The sequence below is a fragment of the Streptomyces krungchingensis genome, from assembly GCF_054729265.1.
This window is the reverse complement of sequence record NZ_JBPUKY010000001.1, coordinates 7,440,497-7,465,617: the sequence shown is the minus strand read 5'-3', so window position 1 is coordinate 7,465,617 and position 25,121 is coordinate 7,440,497. Positions and strand designations below refer to the sequence as shown.

General features: G+C 72.2%; 24 protein-coding genes and 1 pseudogene. 15 read left to right on the top strand and 10 right to left on the bottom strand.

Features of this window, described 5'->3' with window-relative positions; translation table 11 throughout:
- The first annotated feature begins 96 nt into the window (after window positions 1-96).
- Window positions 97-678, top strand: coding sequence for an NADAR family protein (locus ACSYGO_RS32835; protein ID WP_460388663.1), 582 nt, complete (start codon window positions 97-99; stop codon window positions 676-678).
- A gap of 86 nt (window positions 679-764) precedes the next feature.
- Here ACSYGO_RS32835 and ACSYGO_RS32830 read toward each other — a convergent pair whose 3' ends face one another.
- Window positions 765-1,517 carry a DUF4190 domain-containing protein gene (locus tag ACSYGO_RS32830; protein WP_460388661.1) on the bottom strand — a complete coding sequence of 251 codons (753 nt, stop codon included), beginning with the start codon at window positions 1,515-1,517 and terminating at the stop codon, window positions 765-767.
- Between the two features lie 605 nt (window positions 1,518-2,122).
- Between ACSYGO_RS32830 and ACSYGO_RS32825 the strand changes: the two are divergent.
- Window positions 2,123-3,237: pseudogene (locus ACSYGO_RS32825) on the top strand (adenosine deaminase).
- 17 nt (window positions 3,238-3,254) lie between these two features.
- The gene (locus ACSYGO_RS32820; protein WP_435221463.1) at window positions 3,255-3,938 is read left to right on the top strand and encodes a glycerophosphodiester phosphodiesterase; all 684 of its coding nucleotides are present in this window, start codon (window positions 3,255-3,257) and stop codon (window positions 3,936-3,938) included.
- A 222-nt stretch (window positions 3,939-4,160) separates the two neighbouring features.
- Here ACSYGO_RS32820 and ACSYGO_RS32815 read toward each other — a convergent pair whose 3' ends face one another.
- Entirely contained in the window at window positions 4,161-4,802 is a 642-nt protein-coding gene (locus tag ACSYGO_RS32815; protein ID WP_460388659.1) for an NADPH-dependent F420 reductase, read from the bottom strand.
- 129 nt (window positions 4,803-4,931) lie between these two features.
- Between ACSYGO_RS32815 and ACSYGO_RS32810 the strand changes: the two genes are divergently transcribed.
- Together ACSYGO_RS32810 and ACSYGO_RS32805 are read left to right on the top strand one after the other, a co-directional pair.
- A complete protein-coding gene (locus ACSYGO_RS32810; RefSeq protein ID WP_426678020.1) occupies window positions 4,932-5,291 on the top strand; it encodes a winged helix-turn-helix transcriptional regulator in 360 nt (119 codons plus the stop codon).
- 266 nt (window positions 5,292-5,557) lie between these two features.
- Window positions 5,558-6,778, top strand: a complete 1,221-nt coding sequence (locus ACSYGO_RS32805) for a serine hydrolase domain-containing protein (protein WP_460388657.1) — start codon at window positions 5,558-5,560, stop codon at window positions 6,776-6,778.
- Here ACSYGO_RS32805 and ACSYGO_RS32800 read toward each other — a convergent pair.
- Window positions 6,714-7,265, bottom strand: coding sequence for a hypothetical protein (locus ACSYGO_RS32800; protein ID WP_460388655.1), 552 nt, complete (start codon window positions 7,263-7,265; stop codon window positions 6,714-6,716). The genes ACSYGO_RS32805 and ACSYGO_RS32800 overlap by 65 nt on opposite strands.
- 128 nt (window positions 7,266-7,393) lie before the next feature.
- Window positions 7,394-8,758 carry an FAD-dependent oxidoreductase gene (locus ACSYGO_RS32795; RefSeq protein ID WP_460388653.1) on the bottom strand — a complete coding sequence of 455 codons (1,365 nt, stop codon included), beginning with the start codon at window positions 8,756-8,758 and terminating at the stop codon, window positions 7,394-7,396.
- A gap of 365 nt (window positions 8,759-9,123) precedes the next feature.
- Between ACSYGO_RS32795 and ACSYGO_RS32790 the strand changes: the two genes are divergently transcribed.
- The 3 genes from ACSYGO_RS32790 to ACSYGO_RS32780 all read left to right on the top strand — a co-directional run bounded on the left by ACSYGO_RS32790 (window position 9,124) and on the right by ACSYGO_RS32780 (window position 11,876).
- Window positions 9,124-9,516 carry a DUF6153 family protein gene (locus ACSYGO_RS32790; protein ID WP_426678016.1) on the top strand — a complete coding sequence of 131 codons (393 nt, stop codon included), beginning with the start codon at window positions 9,124-9,126 and terminating at the stop codon, window positions 9,514-9,516.
- 85 nt (window positions 9,517-9,601) lie between these two features.
- Window positions 9,602-10,237, top strand: a complete 636-nt coding sequence (locus ACSYGO_RS32785) for a DUF305 domain-containing protein (RefSeq protein ID WP_426678015.1) — start codon at window positions 9,602-9,604, stop codon at window positions 10,235-10,237.
- 355 nt (window positions 10,238-10,592) lie between these two features.
- Window positions 10,593-11,876: an FAD-dependent oxidoreductase gene (locus ACSYGO_RS32780; protein WP_460388651.1), complete on the top strand. Its 1,284-nt coding sequence runs from the start codon at window positions 10,593-10,595 to the stop codon at window positions 11,874-11,876.
- 24 nt (window positions 11,877-11,900) lie between these two features.
- Here the strand turns inward: ACSYGO_RS32780 and ACSYGO_RS32775 are convergent, their stop codons facing one another.
- The 4 genes from ACSYGO_RS32775 to ACSYGO_RS32760 form a co-directional block, all read right to left on the bottom strand.
- Window positions 11,901-12,401, bottom strand: a complete 501-nt coding sequence (locus tag ACSYGO_RS32775; protein WP_460388649.1) for a hypothetical protein — start codon at window positions 12,399-12,401, stop codon at window positions 11,901-11,903.
- Window positions 12,385-12,876, bottom strand: a complete 492-nt coding sequence (locus ACSYGO_RS32770) for an RNA polymerase sigma factor (protein ID WP_028802489.1) — start codon at window positions 12,874-12,876, stop codon at window positions 12,385-12,387. Before ACSYGO_RS32770 ends, ACSYGO_RS32775 begins: the two co-directional genes overlap by 17 nt.
- Window positions 12,877-12,974: 98 nt before the next feature.
- The gene (locus ACSYGO_RS32765; RefSeq protein ID WP_426678011.1) at window positions 12,975-13,589 is read right to left on the bottom strand and encodes a class F sortase; all 615 of its coding nucleotides are present in this window, start codon (window positions 13,587-13,589) and stop codon (window positions 12,975-12,977) included.
- A complete protein-coding gene (locus tag ACSYGO_RS32760; RefSeq protein WP_460388647.1) occupies window positions 13,586-13,975 on the bottom strand; it encodes a sortase-dependent protein in 390 nt (129 codons plus the stop codon). Before ACSYGO_RS32760 ends, ACSYGO_RS32765 begins: the two co-directional genes overlap by 4 nt.
- Window positions 13,976-14,289: 314 nt before the next feature.
- Here ACSYGO_RS32760 and ACSYGO_RS32755 point away from each other — a divergent pair, with 314 nt between their 5' ends.
- The 5 genes from ACSYGO_RS32755 to ACSYGO_RS32735 all read left to right on the top strand — a co-directional run bounded on the left by ACSYGO_RS32755 (window position 14,290) and on the right by ACSYGO_RS32735 (window position 19,797).
- Entirely contained in the window at window positions 14,290-15,486 is a 1,197-nt protein-coding gene (locus ACSYGO_RS32755) for an exo-beta-N-acetylmuramidase NamZ family protein (RefSeq protein ID WP_432187128.1), read from the top strand.
- Between the two features lie 150 nt (window positions 15,487-15,636).
- The gene (locus tag ACSYGO_RS32750; RefSeq protein WP_460388645.1) at window positions 15,637-16,629 is read left to right on the top strand and encodes a GNAT family N-acetyltransferase; all 993 of its coding nucleotides are present in this window, start codon (window positions 15,637-15,639) and stop codon (window positions 16,627-16,629) included.
- Window positions 16,626-17,966 carry an ABC transporter substrate-binding protein gene (locus ACSYGO_RS32745; protein ID WP_432172442.1) on the top strand — a complete coding sequence of 447 codons (1,341 nt, stop codon included), beginning with the start codon at window positions 16,626-16,628 and terminating at the stop codon, window positions 17,964-17,966. The genes ACSYGO_RS32750 and ACSYGO_RS32745 overlap by 4 nt, the downstream gene beginning before the upstream one ends.
- Window positions 17,960-18,931, top strand: coding sequence for a carbohydrate ABC transporter permease (locus ACSYGO_RS32740; protein WP_460388643.1), 972 nt, complete (start codon window positions 17,960-17,962; stop codon window positions 18,929-18,931). The genes ACSYGO_RS32745 and ACSYGO_RS32740 overlap by 7 nt, the downstream gene beginning before the upstream one ends.
- Entirely contained in the window at window positions 18,928-19,797 is an 870-nt protein-coding gene (locus ACSYGO_RS32735) for a carbohydrate ABC transporter permease (RefSeq protein ID WP_426678005.1), read from the top strand. Before ACSYGO_RS32740 ends, ACSYGO_RS32735 begins: the two co-directional genes overlap by 4 nt.
- Before the next feature lie 90 nt (window positions 19,798-19,887).
- Here the strand turns inward: ACSYGO_RS32735 and ACSYGO_RS32730 are convergent, their stop codons facing one another.
- On the bottom strand, window positions 19,888-21,078 hold the full coding sequence (locus ACSYGO_RS32730; RefSeq protein ID WP_426678004.1) for a polyamine ABC transporter substrate-binding protein: 1,191 nt from the start codon (window positions 21,076-21,078) through the stop codon (window positions 19,888-19,890).
- A gap of 229 nt (window positions 21,079-21,307) precedes the next feature.
- On the bottom strand, window positions 21,308-22,747 hold the full coding sequence (locus ACSYGO_RS32725) for a gamma-aminobutyraldehyde dehydrogenase (protein WP_435221478.1): 1,440 nt from the start codon (window positions 22,745-22,747) through the stop codon (window positions 21,308-21,310).
- A 214-nt stretch (window positions 22,748-22,961) separates the two neighbouring features.
- Here ACSYGO_RS32725 and ACSYGO_RS32720 point away from each other — a divergent pair, with 214 nt between their 5' ends.
- Together ACSYGO_RS32720 and ACSYGO_RS32715 are read left to right on the top strand one after the other, a co-directional pair.
- Entirely contained in the window at window positions 22,962-23,477 is a 516-nt protein-coding gene (locus ACSYGO_RS32720) for an Lrp/AsnC family transcriptional regulator (protein ID WP_345658590.1), read from the top strand.
- The gene (locus tag ACSYGO_RS32715; RefSeq protein ID WP_426678002.1) at window positions 23,462-24,844 is read left to right on the top strand and encodes an aspartate aminotransferase family protein; all 1,383 of its coding nucleotides are present in this window, start codon (window positions 23,462-23,464) and stop codon (window positions 24,842-24,844) included. The genes ACSYGO_RS32720 and ACSYGO_RS32715 overlap by 16 nt, the downstream gene beginning before the upstream one ends.
- Window positions 24,845-25,121: the final 277 nt, after the last annotated feature.

The window sequence follows — 25,121 nt, the reverse complement described above, 5'->3', positions numbered from 1 at the left end:
TAGGGGACGCCAACAAGTGATTCCGTTGTTGCCTTTTGGTTACGCGACGGAATCTGTCGACCAGGTGTCGAGTCCCGCTGATAAAGGCGGGACGGAATGTCAGTGGTGCGTGCCACAGTGGCGTGCATGGGGAAGATCGATTCTTGGGAAGCGCTGGTCAGCGAGGTCGAATCGGGGACGAGGGTCAAGTACCTGCACTTCTGGGGTCACCGTCCACGACCGGACGGGAGGGTGGGCACGAGCTGTCTGAGCCAGTGGTGGCCGTCACCGTTCATGGCCGAAGGCGTCGAATACGCGACGGCGGAGCACTGGATGATGGCCTCGAAGGCGCGGCTGTTCGGTGACGCGGAGGCGGAGCGCCTGGCGCTGGACGCCGCGAACCCCGCGCTCGCCAAGAAGGCCGGACGTCTGGTGCGCGACTTCGACGACGTCATATGGGAGCGCGAGCGGTTCGGGATCGTGGTCGAGGGCAGCGTCCACAAGTTCCGTGCCCACGCCGATCTGCGGGAGTTCCTGCTGGGCACCGGCGAGCGGGTGCTCGTCGAAGCGAGCCCGCTCGACCGGGTGTGGGGCATCGGACTGGCGGCGGACGACGAGCGGGCCGCCGATCCCGCCCGCTGGCGGGGACCCAATCTGCTCGGGTTCGCGCTGATGGAGGCCCGGGACCGGCTCCGCTAGCGCGCCACCCCGCGCCGCACCCGACACGGACGAATCCCTCGTCGCCCTCAAGGACCGACGCGACGCAGCGGTCTTCGTGCGGGGTCCTACCGGGACCACTCGGTCACGAGCGAGGTGGAGAAGCCGCCGTCACCGCCCGGGTCGCCGTCGCCGTCGTCGTCGGGGGTCACGATGAAGAGGACGAGCATCGCGATCCCCAGAGCGATGCCGACGGCTCCGCAGATGATCCCGGCCAGGGCCTGCCCCGGGTTCGTGGCCTCGCCCCGGCGCGCCTTGCGCCGCCCGATCGCTCCGAAGACCACCCCGAGCACGCCGAGGACGATGGCGAGCGGCCACAGACAGAACACGGCCGCCGCGATGATGCCGAGCACCAGACCGGCGGTGCCCATGCCATTGCTCGGCGCGGGTGTCCCCGGCCATCCGTAGCCGGGGAAGCCCTGATAGGGGCCCTGCGGCGGGGCGGGGGCGTAGTACGTGTGGTCGTAGGGGAACCGGCCGGGGCCGTCGGGGGCCATGGGCGGCGGCGGGACCGGCTCGCCCGGGTCGGGCCGGGGGTACGGAGTGTGGGCCGCGGGGGGCGCGAAGGGGTTGCCCGGCGCTCCCGGCACCGGGCCGCCCGGAAAGGCCGACTGCGACGGCGGGGCGAAGGGGTTGTCCCAGACGCCGGGCGTCCCGGGCCCCGGCGCGCCGGGCACGGAGGTGACCGTGGGCCCGTCGTGCACGGGGTGCGGCGCCGGCGCGGAGCCCCACCCGGAGGGCACCGTGTCCGTGGGCTCCGCGGGCGGAGTCCACGGATCGAACGCCTGCGGCGGGGTGCGGTCCGGCTTGCCGAGCGACACCGGGTCCGCTCCCGCACGCTCCGGCCCGGGGCCCGGCTCCCACCCGCGGGGCTCGGTCGACGCGGTGGGCTCCCCTGGCGTGGCGGGCCGGTCCGAGGGGTGGTCCTGTCCCGGCTCGGAAGCCTGAACCGACCCACGGGCGTCCCCCGGTACGGGGTGCTCCCCCGGCGCGGCGGGCCGGTCCGAAGTGACGTGTTGTCCCGGCTCGGGGGCCTGGTCCGGCTCAAAGGCCTGGACCGACGTGTCGTCGTGCCCCGGCTCGAAGGCCTGGCCCGGCGCAGGGGGGCCGTCCGACGTGTGGGGCTGTTCCGGAGAGCGGGTCTCCTGCGGTACCGGCGGCCAATCTTGTCCGGATATAGGGGACTCTTCCGAATCGGCAGCTTCGTCCGCCATGGGGGACCGTTCCGACGCGGGCGGCGCGCTGTCCGGGGACGGGCCGCCCGGTGAGGCCCAGGCGGCGGCGTCGCGGGGCGCTTCCGGCGTCCGGGCGTCGTCGGGCATGCGCGAGTCCCCTCAGTCGTACGTTCCGTCATGCTAAGGCCCGGGACCGGGGCCGGGCCGCTCGGGCGTCCGCCTACGATGATCCCCGAGTCACCGATCAGCCGATCACCCGCGTCCCGCCGACCACGGTCGGGGGACGCCGTTCCGGGGAGGAACCTTGACCGACCACCACATCGCACGCGACGGCGCCCGCGATCTGCACGCCTTCATCGCCGGACTGCCCAAGGCCGAACTGCACGTGCACCACGTCGGCTCCGCCTCCCCGCGCATCGTGTCCGCCCTGGCCGCCCGGCACCCCGACTCCAAGGTGCCCACCGACCCCGAGGCCCTCGCGGACTACTTCACGTTCACGGACTTCGCCCACTTCATCCAGGTGTACCTGTCCGTCGTCGACCTGATCCGCACCCCGGAGGACGTGCGGCTGCTGACGTTCGAGGTCGCGCGGGACATGGCCCGGCAGCAGGTCCGCTACGCCGAGCTGACGATCACTCCCTGGTCCTCCACGCGCCGCGGCATAGACGAGCGGGCCTTCATGGACGCGATCGAGGACGCCCGCAAGGCGGCCGAGGCCGAGCTCGGCGTGGTCCTGCGCTGGTGCTTCGACATCCCGGGCGAGGCCGGGCTGGAGGCCGCGGAGGAGACGGTGCGGCTGGCCACCGACGACCGGCTGCGCCCGGAGGGACTGGTCTCCTTCGGACTCGGCGGCCCCGAGATCGGAGTGCCGCGGCCGCAGTTCAAGCCGTACTTCGACCGGGCCATCGCCGCCGGACTGCGTTCCGTGCCGCACGCCGGCGAGACGACCGGTCCCGAGACGGTCTGGGACGCGCTGAACGACCTGCGCGCGGAGCGCATCGGGCACGGTACGAGCTCCGCCCGGGACCCGAAGCTGCTCGCCCACCTCGCCGAGCACCGCATCGCGCTGGAGGTCTGCCCGACCTCCAACATCGCCACCCGTGCGGTCCGCACCCTCGACGAGCACCCGCTCAGGGAGTTCGTGGAGGCCGGGGTGCCCGTCACCATCAACTCCGACGACCCGCCGATGTTCGGCACCGACCTCAACAACGAGTACGCGGTCGCCGCACGCCTCCTCGCCCTCGACGAGCAGGGTCTCGCCGCCCTCGCCAAGAACGCGGTCGAGGCCTCGTTCCTGGACGCGGGCGGCAAGTCCCGCCTCTCCGCCGAGATCGACACCTACGCCTCGACCTGGCTCACTCCCTGACCCGACACAATGGGCCCATGCGCACCGTGACTGCCGTGGCCCATCGCGGCGCCCCCTACCGCGTCCGCGAGAACACGCTCGACTCCCTGCGTTCCGCGCTCCGACTGGGCGCGGACGCGGTCGAGATCGACGTACGACTCACCCGCGACGACGTACCCGTCCTGCTGCACGACGCGACGCTGAAGCGGCTGTGGGAGCAGGACCGGCCGCTGCGTTCGCTCTCCTGTGACGAGGTGCGCGGGCTCACCGGGGGCGGCGTGCCGACGTTCGCCGACGCCCTGGCCGCGACCGGGGACACCCGGATCATGGTCGATCTGCCCGGCCCGGTCGACGTGAGGGCGGCGCGCACGGTCGTCGACGTGGTCCGGGCGTGCGGCGCGGAGGAGCGGGTGTACTACTGCGCGGGCGCCGAGGCGATGCTCGCGGTGCGGGCCGCCGATCCCGGCGCGGAGATCGCGCTGACCTGGACGACGCTCGCGCCGCCGCGGCCCGGCCTCCTCGCCGCCGTGCGTCCGCGCTGGCTCAACTACCGTTTCGGGCTGGTGACCCGGGAACTCACCGCCCGCGTCCACCGCGGCGGCCACCTGCTCTCCGTGTGGACGCCGGACACCCGCCGCTCCATGCGGCGGCTGCTCGACGTGGGGGTCGACTCCATCACGACGAACCGCATCGACGCGCTCTGCTCCCTGCGCAGGGACTGAACCGGCCTGGGTCCGTGCGGCGACCGGCCGGCCCGCCACCGGAGTTCACGGGCACCATGCAGCACGCGACCCAAGCCGCCCCACGGACCGTGACGGGAGCCGTCTCCCGGACCGCGACCAGCCGTCTCCCGGACCGTGACCGGATCCGTTTCCCGGACCGTGCCCGAGGCAGTCGCACGGTCCGGCGGCCGTCGCGCCGGAAGGCCCCGGCGCGCCCCGGCGTCAGCGCTCGCCCGCGAACTCCCGCGGCGGGGCGATGGCCTGGGCGTCCGCCCCCTCCCCCACCCACAGTCCGATCAGCAGGGCCGCCGTCGCCTCCAGCAGGCCGGCCCTGGCCGTCCCGCCCGCGTCCAGCGGCTCGCACCCCAGGTCCCGCACGAGTCGGCGGACGACGTCGAGCGCCTGCGCGTCGTCGCCGCACAGCGGGACCGCGAGCGGGCGCCCGGAGAACACCGGCGGTGTCAGCCGCCAGACGTCCTCGTGGCAGAGGTTGAACGCCTTGACCACGCGGGCGCCGGGCGCGGCGGCGGCGACGCGTTCCGCGGCCGACGGCCCGCCCGCGGTCCGCAGGACGAATCCCGGTCCCACCGGATTGACGCAGTCGATCAGCACCCTGCCGCGCAGCGGCTCTTCGAGACCCGCGACGACCTCGGTGACGGCCGCGTAGGGCAGCGCGAGCAGCACCGCGCCGGTGCCGAACTCGGCCGCCTCGCGCAGATCTCCGGCGCGCCCGCCGATCCGCCGGGCCAGCCGGGCCGCCCGGCCCGGATCCCGCGCGCCCACGCACACGTCGTGCCCGGCGCGCGCCCACTGCGTGGCGAGCGCGTCCGCCATGTTGCCCGCGCCGAGCGTCCCGATCCTCATCCGCCTCGTGTCCCTTCCGTCGTCGCGCACCGCGCCCGTGCGCGGTCGTCGCCGTCCCGGCATCCGCGCGGCCGCCGGATCCGTGGCTCGGGAACGACAGTAGGAAGCCGCTCGGGCACCATTCGGTAAGTGACCACCGACGCGTTCCTCGCCGACTGCCGGGCCCGGCTCGCCTTCGACCTGCTGGGCAACACCTGGAACTCCGTGGTGCTGTGGGCACTGCGGCACGGGCCGCGGCGCCCGGGGGAACTGCGCGCCGTGATCGGCGGGATCAGCGCGAAGGTGCTGACGCAGACGCTGCGCAGGCTGGAGTTCAACGGCCTGGTGACCCGGTGCGCGTACGGCGGTTCGCCGCCCAGGGTGGAGTACGGCCTCACGCCGCTGGGACGGACGTTGCTCGACCCGATCGAGGCGTTCGGGGCGTGGGCCCATGTCCATGGTGACGAGGTGATGGCCGCGCAGGAGCGCGCCGAGGGGACCGGGGAGTGACGGCACGAGGGTTCTGAGGGATGGGTCGGGTGGGCGGGCGAGCGGGCTGGCTGGCTGGCTGGCTGGCTGGCTGGCTGGCTGGCTGGCTGGCGCGAACGGCCGCTGGAGGAAGGGGTCTTGCGGACGGCGCCGGACACGGCCCTTAGGGGCGACCCTCGGACGGGCGCCAGGGACCGCCCCCTCCCTGGTGAGGATCCGGCGGGCAGCAGACGGCCGGAGGATGAGCGGCATCGACCTCGACCGTCCCACCACCCGCAGGAGTGCCGATGCCCCACCGCCGCACCGCAGTTGTCGTCGCCGCCGCCGTCTGTGTCGGCCTCGCCGCCGGACCGCTGAGCACGCCCGCCTTCGGCTCCCCCACCGCCCGGGGCCCCGTGGCGAGCGCGCAGCGGACGGGCGGACCCGACGCCGGGGCGCTGCGTGCCGCGCTGGCCGGCCTCCCGGACGGGGACGCGACCGCGGCTCTCGTGCGCGTCGGCGGCACCGACGGCGTCTGGCGCGGCAGTGCGGGCGTGCACGATCTGCGGAGCGGGCGGGCGGCCGACCCGGACGCCCGGTTCCGGGCGGGCTCCACCACGAAGGTCGTCACCGCGGCGGTCGTCCTCCAGCTGGCGGCCGAGGGCCGGATCGACCTGGAGGCTCCCGTGCAGCGCTATCTCCCCGGGCTGCTGACGTCCGCCTTCGAGCCCGTCTCCGTACGCCAGTTGCTGAACCACACGAGCGGCATCCAGGCGGGCGACGGTTTCGGCGACTCCTTCGAGGACGTGTACGCGCACCGCTTCGACACGCTCACGCCGCGACAGGTGGTGGCCTCGGCGGTGGCCAAGGGGCCGGAGTTCCGGCCGGGGAGCCGGCAGGACTACCTGAACATCAACTACACCGTCCTCGGCATGCTGATCGAGAAGGTGACCGGCCGCTCGTACGCGCACGAGGCGGAGCGGCGGATCCTGCGGCCCGCCGGGATGCGCCACACGTACTTCCCCGGCACGGATCCGCGTATCCGCGGGCCGCACAACCACGGGTACCAGGCCGTGCGGAAGGCGGACGGCACCACGGAGTTCGTCGATGTCACCGACTGGAACCAGGCGGACCGGTGGGCGGCCGGCGACATGATCTCGACGACCGCCGACCTGGAACGGCTGATCACCCGTCTCTTCCGCGGAGACCTCGTTCCCGGACCGCAGCTGGAGGAGATGTTCACCGTGCCGGCGGGCATCGAGGGCGCCGACATGAGCGCGGGGCTCCAGCGCTTCGAGTACGGCGGCACGGTCTACTGGCTCAAGTCGGGTGCCCGGTACGGCTACAGCACGGCCGTCGCGGCCACCCGGGACCTGTCGCGCACCCTCGTCTACTCGGTGAACTCCACCGACGCGAAAGGCGAGTCCATGAACCCGGTGGCCCAGCGAATCGCGATGGCCGCGCTCAGGCAGCCGGAGCCGGCGGGACGTGCGGACCGGGAGCCGGTGAAGGAGCGGGGTTCGCGGTGAGCGCCTCCAGCCGCTTGATCCTCTTGCGGACGATGTGGAGCGGGATCACGCCGAGCACACCGAAGGACATGTCGATCACGCTCCACCAGAAGGGAATTCCGCGGATCGGTCCGCAGATCAGAGCGAGGGGGACGATGCCAGCGCAGGCGATCATGCCGAACTCGACGACCCAGATGTTGCGGACCGGATCGCGGTAGGGCCCCCAGAACGCGGTGGCGATCACCAGGTGGGCGAAGGCCAGCCAGTCCGTGCCGTAGAGCAGGAAGGGGTAGTCGGAGTCGGCGGTGTCCAGACCCTGCCGCACCCGCTCGATCCAGTCCGTCAGGGCGGGCAGGTGCTCCGGCACGGACAGGGACCTCAACAGGTCCTCGGTCCAGCGCAGTTCGTGCACCAGGGGGAAGGCCGTGGCGCCGCTGAGCACCAGGCAGACGACAAAGAAGACCAGCCATGCGCGGATGCCCTTGAGGAGGGCGGCTCTGTCGCTCATGGCTGCAGCGTACGCCCATTCTTGAACGTGTTCAAAACCGCCCCCGGCCGAGCGACGGACCGGCCGCGCCGGGAACGACGGAGGCCCGGACCGTCATGGTCCGGGCCTCGCGTGCTTCAGCCGAAGTCCTAGGCGCCGCTCGCCTTGAGCATGTCCTCACGCTCGACGATCTTCACGCGGTCGCGGCCCTGCGGTTCGCCCAGCGCCTTCTCCGCGGCGTCGAGCCGGTACCAGCCGTCCCACGTGGTGAAGCGCACCTCCCGCTCCGCGAGGAACGCGTCCACGGCCTCCGGCTCCGGCGACACCGGAGTCTGCAGCCGGCCGTTCGCGTGGTCGTCCAGCAGGCTGGCGACCGTCTCGTTGGCGTCGCCCTTGGTGTGACCGATCAGACCCACCGGACCGCGCCGGATCCAGCCGGTGACGTACGTCGACCGGAGGTGCTCCCCGCTGTCCTCGATCACACGGCCGGCCTCGTCGGGGACCGTGCCCGAGTCGACGTCCCAGGGCAGCTTGGGCAGGCTGTCGGAGAGGTAACCGACGGCGCGGTAGACGGCGGTGACGTCCCAGTCCTTGAACTCGCCGGTGCCCTTCACGTTGCCGGTGCCGTCGAGGGCGGTGCGCTCGGTGCGTAGTCCGGCGACCTTGCCGTCCTCCCCGAGGATCTCGGAGGGGGACTCGAAGAAGTGCAGGAAGAGCTTGTGCGGGCGGTCCCCGGTGTCGCGGATGGCCCAGTTCTCCAGGGTCTTGGCGACCATGTCGGCCTGCTTGTTGCCGCGCCGGGTGGCGATGGAGCCCTCGTCGTAGTCGATGTCCTCGGGGTCGACGACGACCTCGATGTTCGGCGAGTGGTCGAGCTCCCGCAGCTCCATCGGGCTGAACTTCGCCTGGGCGGGGCCACGACGGCCGAAGACGTGGACCTCCAGGGCCTGGTTGGCCTTGAGGCCCTCGTAGACGTTCGGGGGGATCTCGGTCGGCAGCAGTTCGTCCGCGGTCTTGGCCAGCACGCGTGCCACGTCGAGCGCCACGTTGCCGACGCCGAGGACGGCGACCTTGCGCGCTTCGAGGGGCCAGGTCCGCGGCACGTCCGGGTGCCCGTCGTACCAGGAGACGAAGTCCGCCGCGCCGTACGAGCCGTCGAGGCCGATGCCGGGTATGTCGAGCGCCCGGTCGGCGGTGGCGCCCGTGGAGAAGATCACCGCGTCGTAGAACGCGCGCAGGTCGTCCAGGTTGAGGTCCCGCGGGTAGTCGACGTTGCCGAAGAGCCTGATCTGCGGCTTGTCGAGCACCTGATGCAGGGCCGTCACGATGCCCTTGATGCGGGGGTGGTCGGGCGCGACGCCGTAACGGATCAGACCGAACGGGGCCGGCATCCGCTCGAAGAGGTCGATGGACACTCCGGGCTCGGCGGCCACTGCGGATTTCAGCAGCGCATCGGCGGCATAGATCCCGGCCGGGCCGGCTCCGACAATGGCTACCCGCAGAGGGCGAGGCATGATCAGGTTCCCTTCGAGCAGGGGCAGGCGGACTCGACGGGAAGCCTAAGCTAAGGCAAGCCTAAGTCAGTAGTCGGGTCCGGGCTATGACCTCATAAGGCGGCCTTATGGGGTGTGGCCCCGCTCCAGGGCGGCTCCCCTGCGGCCCCGGCGGACCCGTGCCCCGCACATGGCCTGTCCGACCGCTCCCGCCCGCCCGGCGACGCCCCGCACGCACGCTCGACGCACCGGACGCGGTCCCGAGTACATCACCCGGCACGCCGGGTGCACGCCCCGGACGCCGCCGGGCCGTCCATCGGGCGACGCCGGACAGGGTGCCGGGCCACCCGTCGGGCACCGTTCCGACAGGTCCTAGGATGAACCCGATGAAGAGCCGCGAGCAGGCCCCCGCTCCCCGGCCGCCCGTGCGGCGGTGGCGGACGCTGCTCGTCCTCGGCCTGCTCGCCGGACTGCTGGGCATGCACGCGCTCGCCCCCGGCGGCGGCGTCCCGGAGCACCATCACGCCCGGCCCATGGCGGCCACCGCCGCCCCGCACGACGACTGCCCCGACGGCCACTGCGGCGGAAGCCACGTCCGGCACGCCGATTCGACCTGCGCGTCGGGGGCCGTCGGCGGCGGACCGGTGCTGCCCGCGCTCGCGCCCGACCCGGTGGCCGTGCCCGCCCGCGCCGACGCCGCGTGCCCGTCCACGGCCGATGCGCCCGACGGCGCCCGCGCGCCACCCTCACTCGCCGAACTCCAACTCCTGCGGATCTAGAGGCACCCGGCACCGCGCCGACACCGGCGCGGCGCTCACGCACGCCCGGATCAGTACGTCACCTTTCCCTTGCAGGAGTTCACGCATGTCCGACAAGTCCACCCGCGCACGCCGCGCCGTTCTCGTCGCGGTCACCGCGACCGCCGCGCTCGTCCTCACCGCCTGCGGCGGCGACGGCGGTCACTCGGATCACTCCGCGGCGTCCCCGTCCGCGAGCGCCGACCCGGCCGCCGGCCCCCACAACGCGCAGGACGTCTCCTTCGCGCAGGGCATGATCCCGCATCACCGGCAGGCGGTGGAGATGGCGGCGCTCGCCTCCCGGCGGGCCGCCTCCGCCGAGGTCGAGGACCTCGCCGCGCGTATAGAGAAGGCCCAGGACCCGGAGATCACGACCATGACCGGCTGGCTGAGGTCCTGGGGCGCGAAGGTGCCGGCCGCGGGTTCTGCGGCCTCCATGCCCGGCATGGACCACTCCGGCCACTCCGGCATGTCCGGAATGATGTCCACGAAGGACATGGCCGCGCTGAAGGCCGCCTCCGGCAAGGAGTTCGACACCATGTTCCTGACCATGATGGTCGAGCACCACAAGGGCGCGGTCGAGATGGCCGGCACCGAGAAGGCCAAGGGCAGGTCAGGACCTGCCACGTCGATGGCCGACGACATCATCACGGCCCAGAACGCCGAGATCACCGAGATGAACGAGCTCCTCGGCCAGGGCTGACGCCTTCAGGACTCCGCTTCAGGGGGCCGGTGCAGGCGCCGGCCCCCTGTCGTCCCGAAGCGCTCCGGATCCGCCGGTGGCGTCCGGAACGCTCCCGGTCCACCGGCGGCGCCCGGCACCCTCCGCGTACGCGTCCGCCGTGTCCCGTGGGGCGGTGGGGAACCGCGAGGCGTCGCATGTTCACGGTTCGACCATGTTTTGGGCAACGTGCGCCGATATCGCTGTGCGACGGCGGAATACGGGCGACACTGAGCGGCGGAGGGGGGACAGGCGCGACGAGAGCTCTGCGGACGCGCCATCCCGACGTGTCGCGCCGCCTTGGGGAAGGCTGCGCGGGGACCAGCGGGGGGAATGCATGACGCAGTCGCTTCCTGAGCAACGCCCTGCCCGGGAGCGGGCGTTCGCGGGGAGTGGACCGCCTCCGGTCGTCGTGATCGGGGCCGGCCCGTACGGACTGTCGGTGGCGGCGCACCTGCGGGCCACCGGCGTTCCGGTGCTCGTCTTCGGTGTGACGCTGGGCAGTTGGCGGCACGCCATGGCCACCGGGATGTTCCTGAAGTCGACACCGGACGCCGTCGATCTGTCCGCCCCGGTGCCCGGTGCCCGGCTGGCGGACTTCCGCCGCGCACACGGCGAGCCGGAACTGACCGAGCTCACGCCGATCCCGTGCGACGTCTTCGTGCGCTACGGGCAGTGGTTCCAGAAGCAGCACGTCGGCGAGGTGGACCCCGGCCGGGTCGTGAGCGTCGACCGGGCCGCGACGGACTCCGGGTTCACGGTCCGGCTGGACGACGGCCGGGAACTCGTCGCCGCTGCCGTCGTCGTGGCCACCGGCCTGAACGGACTCGCCCATGTTCCCGCGGAGTTGATGCACCTGTGCCCCGACGGAGCGGGGCGCGGGGCTCTGGTGTCCCACACGAGTCATCACACCGACCTGTCGCCGTACGCCGGCCGGCGCGTCGCCGTGATCGGCGGCGGCCAGTCCGCGCTGGAGAGCGCCGCGCTGCTGCACGAGGCAGGCGCCGAGGTGCAGGTACTGGTCCGCGAGGACCATGTGCTGTGGGGCAGGACGCCGGGCCCGGCGCGCGCCCGGTGGCGACGGATGGCCCGGCCCTATTCGCCGCTGGGCACGGGCTGGATCCTGGCGGCGGTGTGCAGGGCTCCGGGCGCGGTGCGGCGGCTGCCCGCCACGGTCCGGATGCTGCTGTTCCGGCGGGCGCTCGGGCCGTCGGGCGGCTGGTGGCTGCGGGACCGCGTGGAGGGCGTCTTCCGGGTGCGTACCTCGTGCCGTGTCACCCGGGCCGAGGCCGACCGGTCCGGGGTGCGCCTGGAGGTCGCCGGGCCACGCGGTGCGTCCGAGGCCCTCACCGTCGACCATGTCCTCGCGGCCACGGGCTACCGGCTCGACCTTGACGCGGTGCCCTTCCTGTCCCCCACGGTGCGCGGTGCCCTGGCGTGCGTCCCGGGTTCGAAGGCACCTCGTCTGAAGGCGGGCTTCGAATCCTCCGTCCCCGGCCTGTACTTCGCCGGCTCGCTCGCCGCCCCGACGTACGGGCCGATGATGCGGTTCGTGGCCGGTACGGAGTACGTCGCCACGCGCATCGCCGCGCACGCCGCCCGACGGGTCACCGCGCCCTGACCGCGGCCCGGCTGCCGCCGGCGGCTACCGCCGGGGGCCGCTCTCGGGTGTGCTCGCCCCGCTCCGGGCCGCCGACGGCGCGACGGTCGGCGTCGCCGAGGCGGCGGGGGTGGGCACGACCCGGCCGTCCGGGGTGCGGGACTCCTCGGTGTGTCGGCTCCGGGTGGGACGGGACGTGACCGAGCCGGTGGGCCGCGAGGGGACGGGGGACGCGGACGGCGTGGGGGTCGGCGACGGGGCGGGAGGCACCGTACGGCCGTCGGCGGGCGGCGGTGCCAGGGGGACCGCCGGGGAGGCGGGGGCCGAGGGCGCCGCCAGGTGGAGGGGCAGCGCGACGAGGGCGGCGACCGCGCAGGACACGCCGAGCCCGGCCGCGGCACGCAGCAGTCTGCGGCGGGCCGCGGCACGGCGGACCGCCTCGTAACGGCCGGCGGGCGGTCCGAGGAATTCGGCGGGCGGCCGCAGGACGACCGCGAGGGGGTCGTCGGGTCCGGGCTCCGGGCCGTCGTCAAAGCGTGTGGTCAAGGCTTCTCCTCAGGTGGACACGGAGCAGTTCCCGGGCCGCGTGGAGGTCGGCCTTGACGGTTCCTTCCTTGCGCCCGGTCAGTTCGGACACCTCCCGGATCGGCATGTCAGCGTAGTAGTGCAGCAGGATCGGGACGCGCAGCCGTTCGGGCAGCGACTGCACCAGCAACCGCACCGACGGATCGGCCTGTTCGGTGTGGGGGCGGACGGCCGCCTCGGTGGTGGCACGGCGTACGGCCCTGCGCTCGCGCTCCAGCTTGCGCCAGTGGTCCCGGACGAGGTTGGCCGCGGTGACGTAGAGGAAACCGCGCGGCTCCTCGACGGACGTCCAGCGGGCCCACAGCCGGGTGAACGCCTCCGAGGCGATCTCGTGGGCCGTCTCGTCGTCGTCGACGAGACGGCGGCACCAGCCGGCGAGGCGCGGGTAGAGGGCGGCGAACAGTTCGGACGCTGCCTTGTCGCGGGACCGTTTCAACGCTCTCCATGGTCGTGATGGCACTCGTACGGCACTCGTGGGGGAGGATGCCGGGCCGACGGCGTACGTTCCGCCGGCCCGGCACGGCTGCCGTCGGGTCAGGGAGTGGTGGAGCTCAGCGCGGCAAAGACGATGACGTTGTCGAGGTATCCGTCGCCGGTCCGGGCGCCGCCGCAGGTGATCAGGCGCAGTTCCGGGCGGTCCACGTCCCCGTACACGTCGTCCGCGGGGAAGTCCGCCTTGGCGACGGTCCGTACGGCGCTGACGGCGAACTCCGCCGCCGTGCCGTTCTCCAGGCGCGCCACGATCCGGTCGCCCCGGCGCAGTCGTGCCAGACGGCGGAAGACCCCGTCGCCGTAGGCCCCGACCGTGACATGGCCGAGGATGACCGACGGGCCGGTCTGACCGGGTGTCGGGGAGTGCCGGTACCAGCCCGCCCGGTCGTGCGCGGTGACGGGGGGCACCTGCACGGTGCCGTCCGCCGCCAGGCCGAGCCGCATGACCGGGGTGTCGACCCCGATCGCCGGGATCCGCAGCCGGACCGGGGCCGAACGCGCGAGGGCGTGCGGGGCCGTGGAGGAGGCCCGCGACGGCGCCGGCGTGCTCCGGGTGTTCCGCGGGTCCGCCGTCCCGTGGGCCGGTCGGCCGCCGCAGCCCGCGAGCAGCGCGGCCGCCGTCGCCGTGCCGAAGGCGCGCCTGGAGAGCGGGGTCATGCCCCGGTCGCCCGGCGGCGGCGTACGGCGAGGACCGTCCCGCCGCCCGCGACGAGCGCCGCGGCGGCGGCTCCGCCGATCAGCCCGCCCCCGGAGCCCGATCCCGAGGACTCGGCAGCCGTCACGCCGGTGTCGGGCGCACCCGACGGCCTGACCGAGACCTGACCCGGGGACGGTGCGCGGGTGGGCGCCGGGCTCGACGCGCGCGTGGGCACCGGGCTCGGCGCGCGGGTGGGCTCGGCGCTGGGCACCGGGGACGGCTCGCTGCTCGCCCGGGTGGGGGCGGCGCTCGGGCTCGGGGACGTGCCGTCGGCGAACGCGGGCACGGTGCCCGCCAGTACGGCGGTGCACGCGAGTGCCGCGGCGCTGAGGACAGTTCGGCGCATGGGATCGCTCTCTCTCGTCGGTCCGCCCGGCCGGTGCCGGGCGGAATCACGGATCGAGCGGAGAGACGAGGCGGCACCGGGGCAGGTTGTAAAGAACGGGCAAAGCCGCCGGCCGTCCGGATTCCCGGGGGGCGGCGGGGAGGGGTACCGGTCATGGGCTGCCCGGGCCTCGGCAGGGGGCGGGATGCCGGCCCCGGCGACCGCGTCGCGGCGCGTCCGGCTCGACGTGCCCCCTCGGTTCCCCAGAATTCCAGGACATCCCAGTACATTTCCAGCTACCGCTGAGAGAGGTCACCGGCAGACGGGGGCAGAGGATGAGCACGGACGACCGCGCCGTGGTGACGACCGGGATCGCGCGACTGCACGCCTCGCCCGGACTCGCCGGACCCGGCCGCATCGGGCTCGTGACCAACCACACCGGCGTCCTCCCCGACCTGCGTCCGGCCGCGCCCGCGCTGCTCGACGCCGGCCTGCGGCTGGTCGCCCTGTTCGGTCCCGAGCACGGACTGCACGGAACCGGCCAGGCGGGCGAGAGCGAGGCCGCGTGGGCCGACCCCGCCACCGGACTGCCGGTCCACGACACCTATCGGTGCGACGGCGAGCGCCTGGACGAACTGCTGCTCGACAGCGGCGTCGACGCCCTGGTGTACGACCTCCAGGACATCGGGGCGAGGTTCTACACCTATGTGTGGACCATGTTCGACCTGCTGGTCTCGGCGGCCCGCACGGGCGTGCGGTTCGTCGTCGCGGACCGTCCGAATCCCCTCGGTGGACTCGTCAGCGAGGGCCCACTGCTCGACCCCGGATGGGCCAGCTTCGTCGGGCGCGCCCCGATGCCCGTCCGGCACGGCCTCACCTGCGGTGAGGTCGCCCGCCTCCTGAACGCCTCGCTCGTCCCCCAAGTGGCGGGCACCGCAGCCGACTTGACGATCGTCGAGGCGACCGGCTGGCAGCGTGCCGCGGACGCGGAGGCCACCGGCCTGCCCTGGGTGGCGCCCTCGCCGAACATCCCGACGCCCGCGACCGCCACCGTCTACCCCGGCACCTGCCTGTTCGAGGGGACGAACCTCTCGGAGGGCCGGGGCACCACGCAGCCCTTCGAGATCGTCGGGGCCCCGTACATCGACGCGCGGTTCGCGCCCGCGCTCGCCGAACTCGCCCTGCCCGGAGTGCACTTCCGTGATCTGCGCTACGTACCGACCTTCCACAAACACGCCGGACGGCCGCTGCGCGGGGTCCAGCTCCACATCATCGACCGTGAGGCGTTCGCCCCCGTACGCACCGCCGTCGCGATGCTCGCCACGCTGCGGCGGCTGTACCCCGACGACTTCGCCTGGCGCAGCACGGACGGCGGCGCGGAGGGGACCGGCCACCGTCATTTCGTCGACCTGCTGTGGGGGTCCGACCGGTTGCGGCGCACCGTCGACGCGGGCGAGGACCCGCTGCCGCTGTGCGATCCGCCGGGGCCGCCCGGCCGGTGGGCCGGGGACGACGTGCTGCTCTACGCCTGAGACCTCCCGCCCCGGCGGTGCCGCCCGGCTCGCCCTCGCGGACCGCGTGCCGAGCGCCGTGGCACCGAGCGCCCCGCACCGGACCGAAGCAGGGCCGCGGTCGGCGCCCGACGCCGTCCGCGACCCGCATATGGAAGGACACCCCCGTCGATGACCGACCGCACGACGACATCCACGACGACCTCACGGACCGGGACGCGTGGCTTTCGCGCGGGCGACGGCCCGGAGTTGGTGGAGGCGTGGCGCCGCAGCGCGCCGGCCGACGCGATCACCCCGGACCGCTTCCGCTCACTGGTGCTGCTCGACGCCAACTTCGATCCGGAGGGTCTGCGGGTCGCCGTCGACGGCGGCCGGATCGTGGGCGCGGCCTACGCGGTGCGCCGTCTGACGCCGATGACCGGCACCGATCTGGAGCCGGACCACGGCTGGATCCCGTTCTTCTTCGTCGACCCGGCCGCCCGCGGACGCGGCCTCGGCCGCCGCCTGCTCACCGACGCCCTGGACTGGCTGCACCGGCACGGCCGCACCCGGGTGGACTTCTCCTCGTACACGCCGAACTACGTCCTCCCCGGCCTGGACGCCGAGGCGTACCCGGAAGCGGCCGGGCTGCTCGAATCCCTGGGCTTCCGCACGCTGTACGAGGCTGCGGCGATGCACCGCGGCCTGGTCGGCTATCGCATCCCGGAGGACGTCGCCCGCCGCCGGGACGAACTGACGGCGTCCGGGTACCGCTTCGCCACACCGCGCGACGACGACCTGGTGGACCTGTTCGCGCTCGCCGGGACCCACTTCGGCCCGGACTGGGCGTGCACGATCCGGGAGTCCCTGGCCGCGGGCACGCCGCTGGACCGGATCGTCGTCGCCCGGGACCCTTCGGACCGGCTGGTCGGCTGGGCGATGCACGGCACCTTCGACAAGGTGGACGAGCGGTTCGGCCCGTTCGGCGTGCTGGAGGACCTGCGCGGCACCGGCCTCGGCAAGGTCCTGCTCCACCTGGTCCTGGAGCGGATGCGGGCGCGCCGCGCGCACTCCGCGTGGTTCCTGTGGACCGGCGAGCAGTCCCCCGCGGGCCACCTGTACCGCAGGACCGGTTTCACCACGACCAGGGTGTTCCGTGTGATGCGCCGGGAGGCCGCCGGATGACGCCGTCGCGCCGCACCGGTGGCCTGAGCCGGCGTCACTTCGCGCTCGCACTCCCCTCGGCGCTGCTCGTCTCCGGATGCGCCGGACCGCACCAGGGCACCGGGCGGCCCGGTGATCCGATCCTCCTCACCCTGCTCTCGCACTACGCGAGCGGGGAGTCGGCACAAGCCCTGCGGGGTCCGGTCGACGAGTGGAACGCGCTGCACGACCGGGTCAAGGTGCGGACGAAGGCGGTCGAGTTCACGGACCTGCTGACGACGTTCATGGTCCGGCAGGCCGCGGGCCAGGGCGCCGACATCCTGCACCCGTACTGCCTGTGGAACGGCCAGCTCGTCCGGGCCGGCGTCCTGCGGCCGGCGCCGCCCGAGCACGCCGAGGAGATCAGGCGTGGCTACGGCCGGGCCGCGGTCGGCTCCTCGTCGGTGGGCGGCACGGTCTACGGCTACCCCACCGAGGTCCAGACGTACGCCCTGTACTACAACAAGCGGCTGCTGCGCGAGGCCGGTGTCGAGCACCCCCCGCGCACCTGGCCGGAACTGGAGGAGACGGCCTACCGCACCGCGAAGCGGGACGGGTACGGCAACACCCTGGTCCAGGGGTTCGGCCTGTCGACCTACGACGACTCCACCACCGTCGGCCAGACGCTCGCCCTGCTCAACGCCGCCGGCGGGGCGTTCGTCGCCGCGGACGGCAGGAGCACCGCCATCGACTCGCCGGCCGGCCGGGCCGTGTTCGACCTGGAGCACCGCCTCGTGACCAAGGGGGCGAGCGCCCCCGGCGTGAACGTCTACAAGGCGTTCCAGTCCGGGCAGGTGGCCATGGTCATCAGCGCCGGCTGGTGGACCGGGAGCCTGAAGGCCCAGATGGGCGAGGGCTACCGTGACGTCGGCGTCGCGCCACTGCCCGTGCCCGCGGCGGACGACACGCGCGCCACGCTCTCCACCGGCTTCATGCTGGGGGTCAACGCGGCCAGTGAACACCCCCGCGAGGCCTGGGAGTTCCTGCGCTGGCTCAACACCGAGAAGGTGGGCGTGAAAGGCGCCGGAAAGGGCGCGACGGCGACCCGGATGAGCACCCTCCAGGTGTCGGTGGGCTCCCTGACGGGCCGCGCCGACGACATGCGGACACTCCTCGGCAAGGGCGGCGATCCGAACCTGCGCCCGTTCCTCGACGCGCTGGGATACGCGGTGCCGGAGCCGAACGTGCCGGGCGCGCAGCAGGCCAAGTCGCTGCTCCGCAAGAACATCGAGGCGCTGTGGACCGGTCAGCAGTCGGTCGACGAGGCACTGCGCACCACCCGCCGTCAGGTCGATCAGGAGGTGTCGCGCTCATGGTGAACACCCTGGCGCCCGAGACCACGGAGCGGGCCCGCGGTGTGCGGTCCGCCTGGCCCCCCGTCGAGGACGGTCGGCGGACCGGGCCCCGGGCCCGGCGCCGTCAGGTGGCCGTCGCCTATCTCTTCCTGGCGCCGACGCTGCTGTTCTTCGCCGTCTTCCTGATCCTGCCGCTCGGCTTCGCGCTGCTGCTGTCGATGTCCCGCTGGGCCGGGTTCGAGCTCGGCGGCATCGATCCGGTCGGCCTGGACAACTTCACCGGCCTGTTCGCGCAGGGGTCGACGTTCCTGGCGCCGATCCTCACCAACACCCTGCTGTTCGCCCTGGGCACCGTGGCGCTCGCGCTCGCCGGATCGGTGCTCGTGGCCACCTGCATCGACAAGCTCCGGTTCCAGGGCCTGTGGCGCACCCTGTACTTCCTGCCGATCGTCACCACCGTCGTCGCCGTCGGCAACGTGTGGAAGTACATGTACGAGCCCGGGGGCCTGGTCAACGGCGTCCTGAACGCCCTCGGGCTCGGCTCGGTGGCGTTCCTTCAGGACCCGGACACCGCGCTGCCCTCGGTCGTGGTCGTCCAGGCCTGGGCGTCGCTCGGCTCGGCGATCCTCGTCCTGACCGCCGGGCTGAAGTCCATTCCCGAGTCGTACTACGAGGCCGCCGCGCTCGACGGCGCCGGACCCGTCACCGTCTTCTGGCGGATCACGCTGCCGCTGCTGCGGCCGTCCCTGCTGTTCGTGTGCATCACCCAGTTCCTCACCGGCCTGCAGTCGTTCGCGCTGATCATCGTGATGACCAAGGGCGGGCCCGGGGACGCGACCAACGTGGCCGCGCTGGAGATGTACCGGCAGGCCTTCAGTTACGGCGACTGGGGCGCCGCGAGTGCCGCCGCCTTCGTGCTGTTCATGGTGGTTCTCGTGGTCACCCTGGTGCAGTTGTGGATCTTCCGGCGCAAGGGGGAGGACGCATGATCCGCCGCCGTTTCCCGTGGCTGTCGTATCTGGTGGTGGTGACCGGCGCCGTGCTCACGGTGGTGCCGTTCCTCGACATGGTGATGACGTCCTTCAAGGGGCCCGGCGAGGCGGGCACGCTGCCGTACCGCTTCCTGCCCGAGGCGTTCGACCTGTCCAACTACCGGGCCGCGGTCGACCAGCTCGATCTGCCGGTGCTCTTCCGCAACAGCGTCGTCGCGACCGCGCTGATCACCGGATCGGTGCTGCTCACGTCGTCCCTGGCCGGCTACGCGCTCGCCAAACTCCGCTTCCCCGGACGGAACTTCATCTTCCGCCTGGTGCTGTCGACGATGATGTTCCCGCCGTTCCTCTTCTTCATCCCGCACTTCCTGATCCTGGTGCACTGGCCGCTGGCGGGCGGCAACGACCTGTTCGGCCGCGGCGGTGCGGGCCTGACCGTCAGCATCGCGGCGCTGGCCATGCCGTTCCTCGTCAACGGCTTCGGGATCTTCCTGACACGCCAGTTCATGCTCTCGGTCCCGGACGAGGTCCTGGAGGCCGCACGCATCGACGGGGCCGGCGAGTTCACCGTGTGGTGGCGGATCGTGGTGCCGCAGACCAAGCCGGTCGTGGTGACGCTCGGGCTGCTGACCTTCGTCGACGCCTGGAACGAGTACATCTGGGCGCTGCTCGTCTCGACCGCCAACCCGGACGTGATGACCCTGCCCGTCGGCATCCAGCTCCTCCAGGACCACGTCGACCCGACCCGCACGATGCCCATCGTCATGGCCGGTCTCGTGCTGAGCGTCCTGCCGGTCCTGATCCTCTTCCTGCTGCTGCAGAAGCACTACATCCGCGGCGTCATGCTCAGCGGCCTCAAGTAGAGGGGACGCGCCGGCGGGCGCGAAGCGTAGCGGGGACGCGCCGGCCGGCTCGGAGGGCGCACGGTGCTCGACGGGCGGCCCGCCCCGTGGCTAGAGCCCGGCGATGGCGTTCCAGCGCTTCGCGAACTCGGCGCGCTCGCCGGACTCGATGTCCCGGGCGATCGCGAGCCGCTTGCGCATGGCCGCGTCCGGGAAGATCAGCGGGTCCTCGGCGAGGGCGGCGGTGTCCTTGTCCTTGGAGGAGGCGAGGACGTCCTGGGCGGCGGGGACCGGACACACGTAGTTGACCCAGGCGGCCAGCTCGGCGGCGACCTCCGGCTCGTAGTAGTAGTCGACGAGCTTCTCCGCGTTGGCCTTGTGACGGGCCAGGTTGGGGATCATCAGCGACTCCGCCCAGAGCTCGGCGCCCTCCTCGGGGACGACGAAACGGATGTCGGGGTTGTCGGCCTGGAGCTGGATCACGTCGCCGGAGTAGGCCTGACAGGCCAGGACATCGCCGCTGGAGAGGTCCTTGATGTAGTCGTTGCCGGTGAAGCGCCGGATCTGACCGCCGTGCACATGCTTCTCGACCTGGTCGCAGACCCGGTGGAAGTCGTCCGCGGTCCACTGGGTGATGTCGACCCCGTTGCCCTGCATGAGCAGCGCGAAGGCCTCGTCCAGGCCGGAGAGCAGGGTGACGCGCCCCTTGAGGTCGTCGGCCCACAGGTCGGAGACGTGCCGGATCTCGCGACCGAGCTTGCGGTGGTTGTACGCGATCCCGGTGATGCCCGACTGCCAGGGCACCGTCGACTTGCGGCCGGGGTCGAAGGCGGGCGAACGCAGCAGCGGGTCGAGGTACTTGGTCACGTTGGGCTGCGCGGCCCGGTCCATCTCCTGGACCCAGCCGAGACGGACGAAGCGGGCGCACATCCAGTCGCTGATGACGATCAGGTCGCGGCCCGTCCGCTGGTGGTTCATCAGCGACGGACTGATCTTGCCGAAGAACTCGTCGTTGTCGTTGATCTCCTCGATGTAGTCGACGGAGATGCCGGTGCGCTTCTCGAAGGCGTCCAGGGTGGGCCGCCTGCTGGTGTCGTCGTCATCGGTGTCGATGTAGAGCGGCCAGTTCGCCCATGTCAGCCGCTTGTCCGTGGCGGAGAGGTCCGCTCCGGTCCGGTCGCCGGGCGCGACGTACGCGGCGGGCACCCCGCAGCCGGCGAGGGCGCCGAGGGCCGCGCCCCCGCCCAGGGCACGCAGCAGGGACCGGCGGGACAGGGCTGAGGTGTTCCGAATCGCTGGCACGCGGGCAGCATGCCGCCGACGGCTGCGCGCCGACAATGGACGCTGCGTCGAGCGGTCGCGCGCCGACCCGACACCCTGTCGATCACCGGCCCGGGCCGGGCGGGCGGACCGTGCACGGCAGTGCGGCCCCGGACGGTCGATTCCCGTCCGGGGCCGCACTGTTCGCTTCACATGCCCGGCCGCCGGACCCGGCCGCCATGGCGGCGGCGCGGGCCGATGCGGCGGGCGGTCAGCCGTCGAGCGAGGTCATCACGTGCTTGATGCGCGTGTAGTCGTCGAAGCCGTACGCCGACAGGTCCTTGCCGTAACCGGACTTCTTGAAGCCGCCGTGCGGCATCTCGGCGACCAGCGGGATGTGGGTGTTGATCCAGACGCAGCCGAAGTCGAGCGACTTCGACAGGCGCATCGCGCGGGCGTGGTCCTTGGTCCACACGGAGGAGGCGAGGGCGTAGTCGACGCCGTTCGCCCACGCGACGGCCTGCGTCTCGTCCGCGAAGGACTGGACGGTGATGACCGGGCCGAAGACCTCGTTCTGGATGATCTCGTCGTCCTGCTTGAGGCCGGAGACGACGGTCGGGGCGTAGAAGTAGCCCTTCTCGCCGACCTGGTGGCCGCCCGCCTCGACCTTGGCGTGCGCGGGCAGGCGCTCGATGAAGCCGGAGACCTGCTTCAGCTGGTTCGGGTTGTTCAGGGGGCCGAAGAGCACGTCCTCGTCGTCCGGCTGACCGGTCTTCGTCTCGGCGGCGGCCTTCGCGAGCGCGGCGACGAACTCGTCGTGGATGGACTCCTGGACGAGTACGCGGGTGGCGGCCGTGCAGTCCTGGCCGGCGTTGAAGAAGCCGGCGACGGAGATGTCCTCGACGGCCTTGGCGATGTCGGTGTCCTCGAAGACGACGACCGGGGCCTTGCCGCCGAGCTCCAGGTGGACGCGCTTGAGGTCCTTGGACGCCGACTCGGCGACCGACATGCCGGCGCGCACGGAGCCGGTGATGGACGCCATCGCCGGGGTCGGGTGCTCGACCATCGCGCGGCCGGTGTCGCGGTCGCCGCAGATGACGTTGAAGACGCCCTTGGGGAGGATGCCGCCGATGATGTCGGCGATCAGGACGGTGGAGGCGGGCGTGGTGTCCGACGGCTTGAGGACGACCGTGTTGCCGGCCGCCAGCGCCGGGGCGAACTTCCACACGGCCATCATCATCGGGTAGTTCCACGGCGCAACCTGCGCGCAGACGCCGACCGGCTCGCGGCGGACGATCGAGGTCATGCCCTCCATGTACTCGCCGGCCGAGCGGCCCTCGAGCATGCGCGCGGCGCCCGCGAAGAAGCGGATCTGGTCCACCATCGGCGGGATTTCCTCGGAGCGGGTCAGCCCGATCGGCTTGCCGGTGTTCTCGACCTCGGCCGCGATGAGCTCCTCGGCCCGCTCCTCGAAGGCGTCCGCGATCTTCAGGAGGGCCTTCTGGCGCTCGGACGGCGTCGTGTCGCGCCAGGCCGGGAAGGCCGTGGCCGCGGCCGCCATCGCGGCGTCGACGTCGGCCTGTCCGGAGAGCGGCGCGGTCGCGTACGCCTCACCGGTCGCGGGGTTGACCACGTCCGTGGTCCGCCCATCGGCGGCATCGCGGAACTCTCCGTCGATGTAATTGCGCAGACGACGCAGCTCGGTGCTCACTGCCCGGCCCTCCTGTCAGATGTGCGTTGACTCAGTTGTCCGGTTACCTGGGACACCCAGGTGTCCACTACCTGAGATACCTGAGGAGCCCACCCTAATCCGTGGATCCACGTTTTCAACACCCCCGGTCCGGCCAGAGCTGCGAAATCCGCAAGACACGTCCTCGAAAACAACGAATTTCATCGCTACGGCCTTGCGGAACTGTCGATACGTCGTGCACAGTGAGGCCGTGGCCAGTCGAAGCGCAGACCCCAGGGACTCCCGCGAGTCCAGGAACGGCACTCCCCAGCTGGATGCCGTCTCCCTCGCCATCATCGAGCAGCTGCAGCAGGACGGACGCCGCCCGTACGCCGCGATCGGCAAGGCCGTGGGCCTGTCCGAGGCGGCCGTGCGCCAGCGCGTCCAGAAGCTGCTCGACCAGGGCGTGATGCAGATCGTCGCCGTCACGGACCCGCTCACCGTGGGCTTCCGCCGGCAGGCGATGGTGGGCATCAATGTCGAGGGCGACCTCGACCCGGTGGCCGACGCGCTGACCGCCATGCCGGAAGTCGAGTACGTGGTGATGACCGCGGGCTCGTTCGACCTCCTCGTAGAAGTCGTCTGCGAGGACGACGACCACCTGCTGGACGTCATCAACAAACGCATCCGGGCCCTGCCCGCGGTGCGCTCCACCGAGAGCTTCGTCTACCTGAAGCTCAAGAAGCAGACCTACATGTGGGGAACCCGATAGCCGTGAGCACCAAGGACCTCAGCAAGACCGCGTACGACCACCTGTGGATGCACTTCACCCGCATGTCCTCGTACGAGAACGCGCCCGTTCCCACCATCGTCCGGGGTGAGGGCACCTACATCTACGACGACAAGGGCAAGAAGTACCTCGACGGTCTCGCGGGCCTGTTCGTGGTCCAGGCGGGCCACGGCCGCCACGAGCTGGCCGAGGTGGCCGCCAAGCAGGCCGCCGAGCTGGCCTTCTTCCCCGTGTGGTCGTACGCCCACCCCAAGGCCGTGGAGCTGGCCGAGCGCCTCGCCCACCACGCGCCCGGCGACCTGAACAAGGTCTTCTTCACCACCGGCGGCGGCGAGGCCGTCGAGACCGCGTGGAAGCTCGCCAAGCAGTACTGGAAGCTGCGCGGCCACCACACCAAGTACAAGGTCATCTCGCGTGCGGTCGCCTACCACGGCACCCCGCAGGGCGCCCTGTCCATCACCGGCCTGCCGGCCCTGAAGGCCCCCTTCGAGCCGCTGGTACCCGGCGCGCACAAGGTCCCCAACACGAACATCTACCGCGCCCCGATCCACGGCGACGACCCGGAGGCCTTCGGCCGCTGGGCCGCCGACCAGATCGAGCAGCAGATCCTCTTCGAGGGCCCGGAGACGGTCGCCGCCGTCTTCCTGGAGCCGGTGCAGAACGCCGGCGGCTGCTTCCCGCCGCCGCCCGGTTACTTCCAGCGCGTGCGGGAGATCTGCGACCAGTACGACGTGCTGCTCGTCTCGGACGAGGTCATCTGCGCCTTCGGCCGCCTCGGCACCACGTTCGCCTGCGACAAGTTCGGCTACGTGCCGGACATGATCACCTGCGCCAAGGGCATGACCTCGGGCTACTCCCCGATCGGCGCGTGCATCGTCTCCGACCGCATCGCCGAGCCGTTCTACAAGGGCGACAACACCTTCCTGCACGGCTACACCTTCGGCGGCCACCCGGTCTCCGCGGCTGTGGGCCTCGCCAACCTCGACCTGTTCGAGCGCGAGGGCCTCAACCAGCACGTGCTGGACAACGAGAGCGCCTTCCTGAGCACCCTCCAGAAGCTGCACGACCTGCCGATCGTCGGCGACGTCCGCGGCAACGGCTTCTTCTACGGCATCGAGCTCGTGAAGGACAAGACCACCAAGGAGACCTTCACGGACGAGGAGTCGGAGCGCGTGCTCTACGGCTTCGTGTCCAAGAAGCTCTTCGAGTACGGCCTGTACTGCCGCGCCGACGACCGCGGTGACCCGGTCATCCAGCTGTCGCCGCCGCTGATCTCCGACCAGTCGACCTTCGACGAGATCGAGGGGATCATCCGTCAGGTGCTGACGGAGGCGTGGGCGAAGCTCTGATCCACGCGCGGGCCGTGCGCCCGAGGCGCGTCCCCGGCGTCGTGACCCCGGGACGCGACCCCGCGGCCACGGCGTCCCGGCGAAGCTCCGATCTTCCTTGTGGTTGATCAACACCGGCCCCGGTGCCCCCCGTTCGAGTGAGAATGGGCGGCCCGGGGCCGCGTGCTGTCCGGCCTCCCGGCCCCGACTCCCTAGCGTGCCCAGTGACCGATCGGCCCTGCCTTCGTTCCCCCGTCCGGGGGACTTGGCCTGGCAAATCAGATCTGAACCGAGGTGT

Excerpts from the sequence above, each read along its gene's own strand:
- ACSYGO_RS32835 (WP_460388663.1), top strand. The coding sequence starts at position 97 with ATGTCAGTGGTGCGTGCCACAGTGGCGTGCATGGGGAAGATCGATTCT.
- ACSYGO_RS32820 (WP_435221463.1), top strand. The coding sequence starts at position 3,255 with ATGCGCACCGTGACTGCCGTGGCCCATCGCGGCGCCCCCTACCGCGTC.
- ACSYGO_RS32815 (WP_460388659.1), bottom strand. The coding sequence starts at position 4,802 with ATGAGGATCGGGACGCTCGGCGCGGGCAACATGGCGGACGCGCTCGCC.
- ACSYGO_RS32805 (WP_460388657.1), top strand. The coding sequence starts at position 5,558 with ATGCCCCACCGCCGCACCGCAGTTGTCGTCGCCGCCGCCGTCTGTGTC.
- ACSYGO_RS32800 (WP_460388655.1), bottom strand. The coding sequence starts at position 7,265 with ATGAGCGACAGAGCCGCCCTCCTCAAGGGCATCCGCGCATGGCTGGTC.
- ACSYGO_RS32795 (WP_460388653.1), bottom strand. The coding sequence starts at position 8,758 with ATGCCTCGCCCTCTGCGGGTAGCCATTGTCGGAGCCGGCCCGGCCGGG.
- ACSYGO_RS32790 (WP_426678016.1), top strand. The coding sequence starts at position 9,124 with ATGAAGAGCCGCGAGCAGGCCCCCGCTCCCCGGCCGCCCGTGCGGCGG.
- ACSYGO_RS32785 (WP_426678015.1), top strand. The coding sequence starts at position 9,602 with ATGTCCGACAAGTCCACCCGCGCACGCCGCGCCGTTCTCGTCGCGGTC.
- ACSYGO_RS32780 (WP_460388651.1), top strand. The coding sequence starts at position 10,593 with ATGACGCAGTCGCTTCCTGAGCAACGCCCTGCCCGGGAGCGGGCGTTC.
- ACSYGO_RS32765 (WP_426678011.1), bottom strand. The coding sequence starts at position 13,589 with ATGACCCCGCTCTCCAGGCGCGCCTTCGGCACGGCGACGGCGGCCGCG.
- ACSYGO_RS32760 (WP_460388647.1), bottom strand. The coding sequence starts at position 13,975 with ATGCGCCGAACTGTCCTCAGCGCCGCGGCACTCGCGTGCACCGCCGTA.
- ACSYGO_RS32755 (WP_432187128.1), top strand. The coding sequence starts at position 14,290 with ATGAGCACGGACGACCGCGCCGTGGTGACGACCGGGATCGCGCGACTG.
- ACSYGO_RS32750 (WP_460388645.1), top strand. The coding sequence starts at position 15,637 with ATGACCGACCGCACGACGACATCCACGACGACCTCACGGACCGGGACG.
- ACSYGO_RS32745 (WP_432172442.1), top strand. The coding sequence starts at position 16,626 with ATGACGCCGTCGCGCCGCACCGGTGGCCTGAGCCGGCGTCACTTCGCG.
- ACSYGO_RS32740 (WP_460388643.1), top strand. The coding sequence starts at position 17,960 with ATGGTGAACACCCTGGCGCCCGAGACCACGGAGCGGGCCCGCGGTGTG.
- ACSYGO_RS32735 (WP_426678005.1), top strand. The coding sequence starts at position 18,928 with ATGATCCGCCGCCGTTTCCCGTGGCTGTCGTATCTGGTGGTGGTGACC.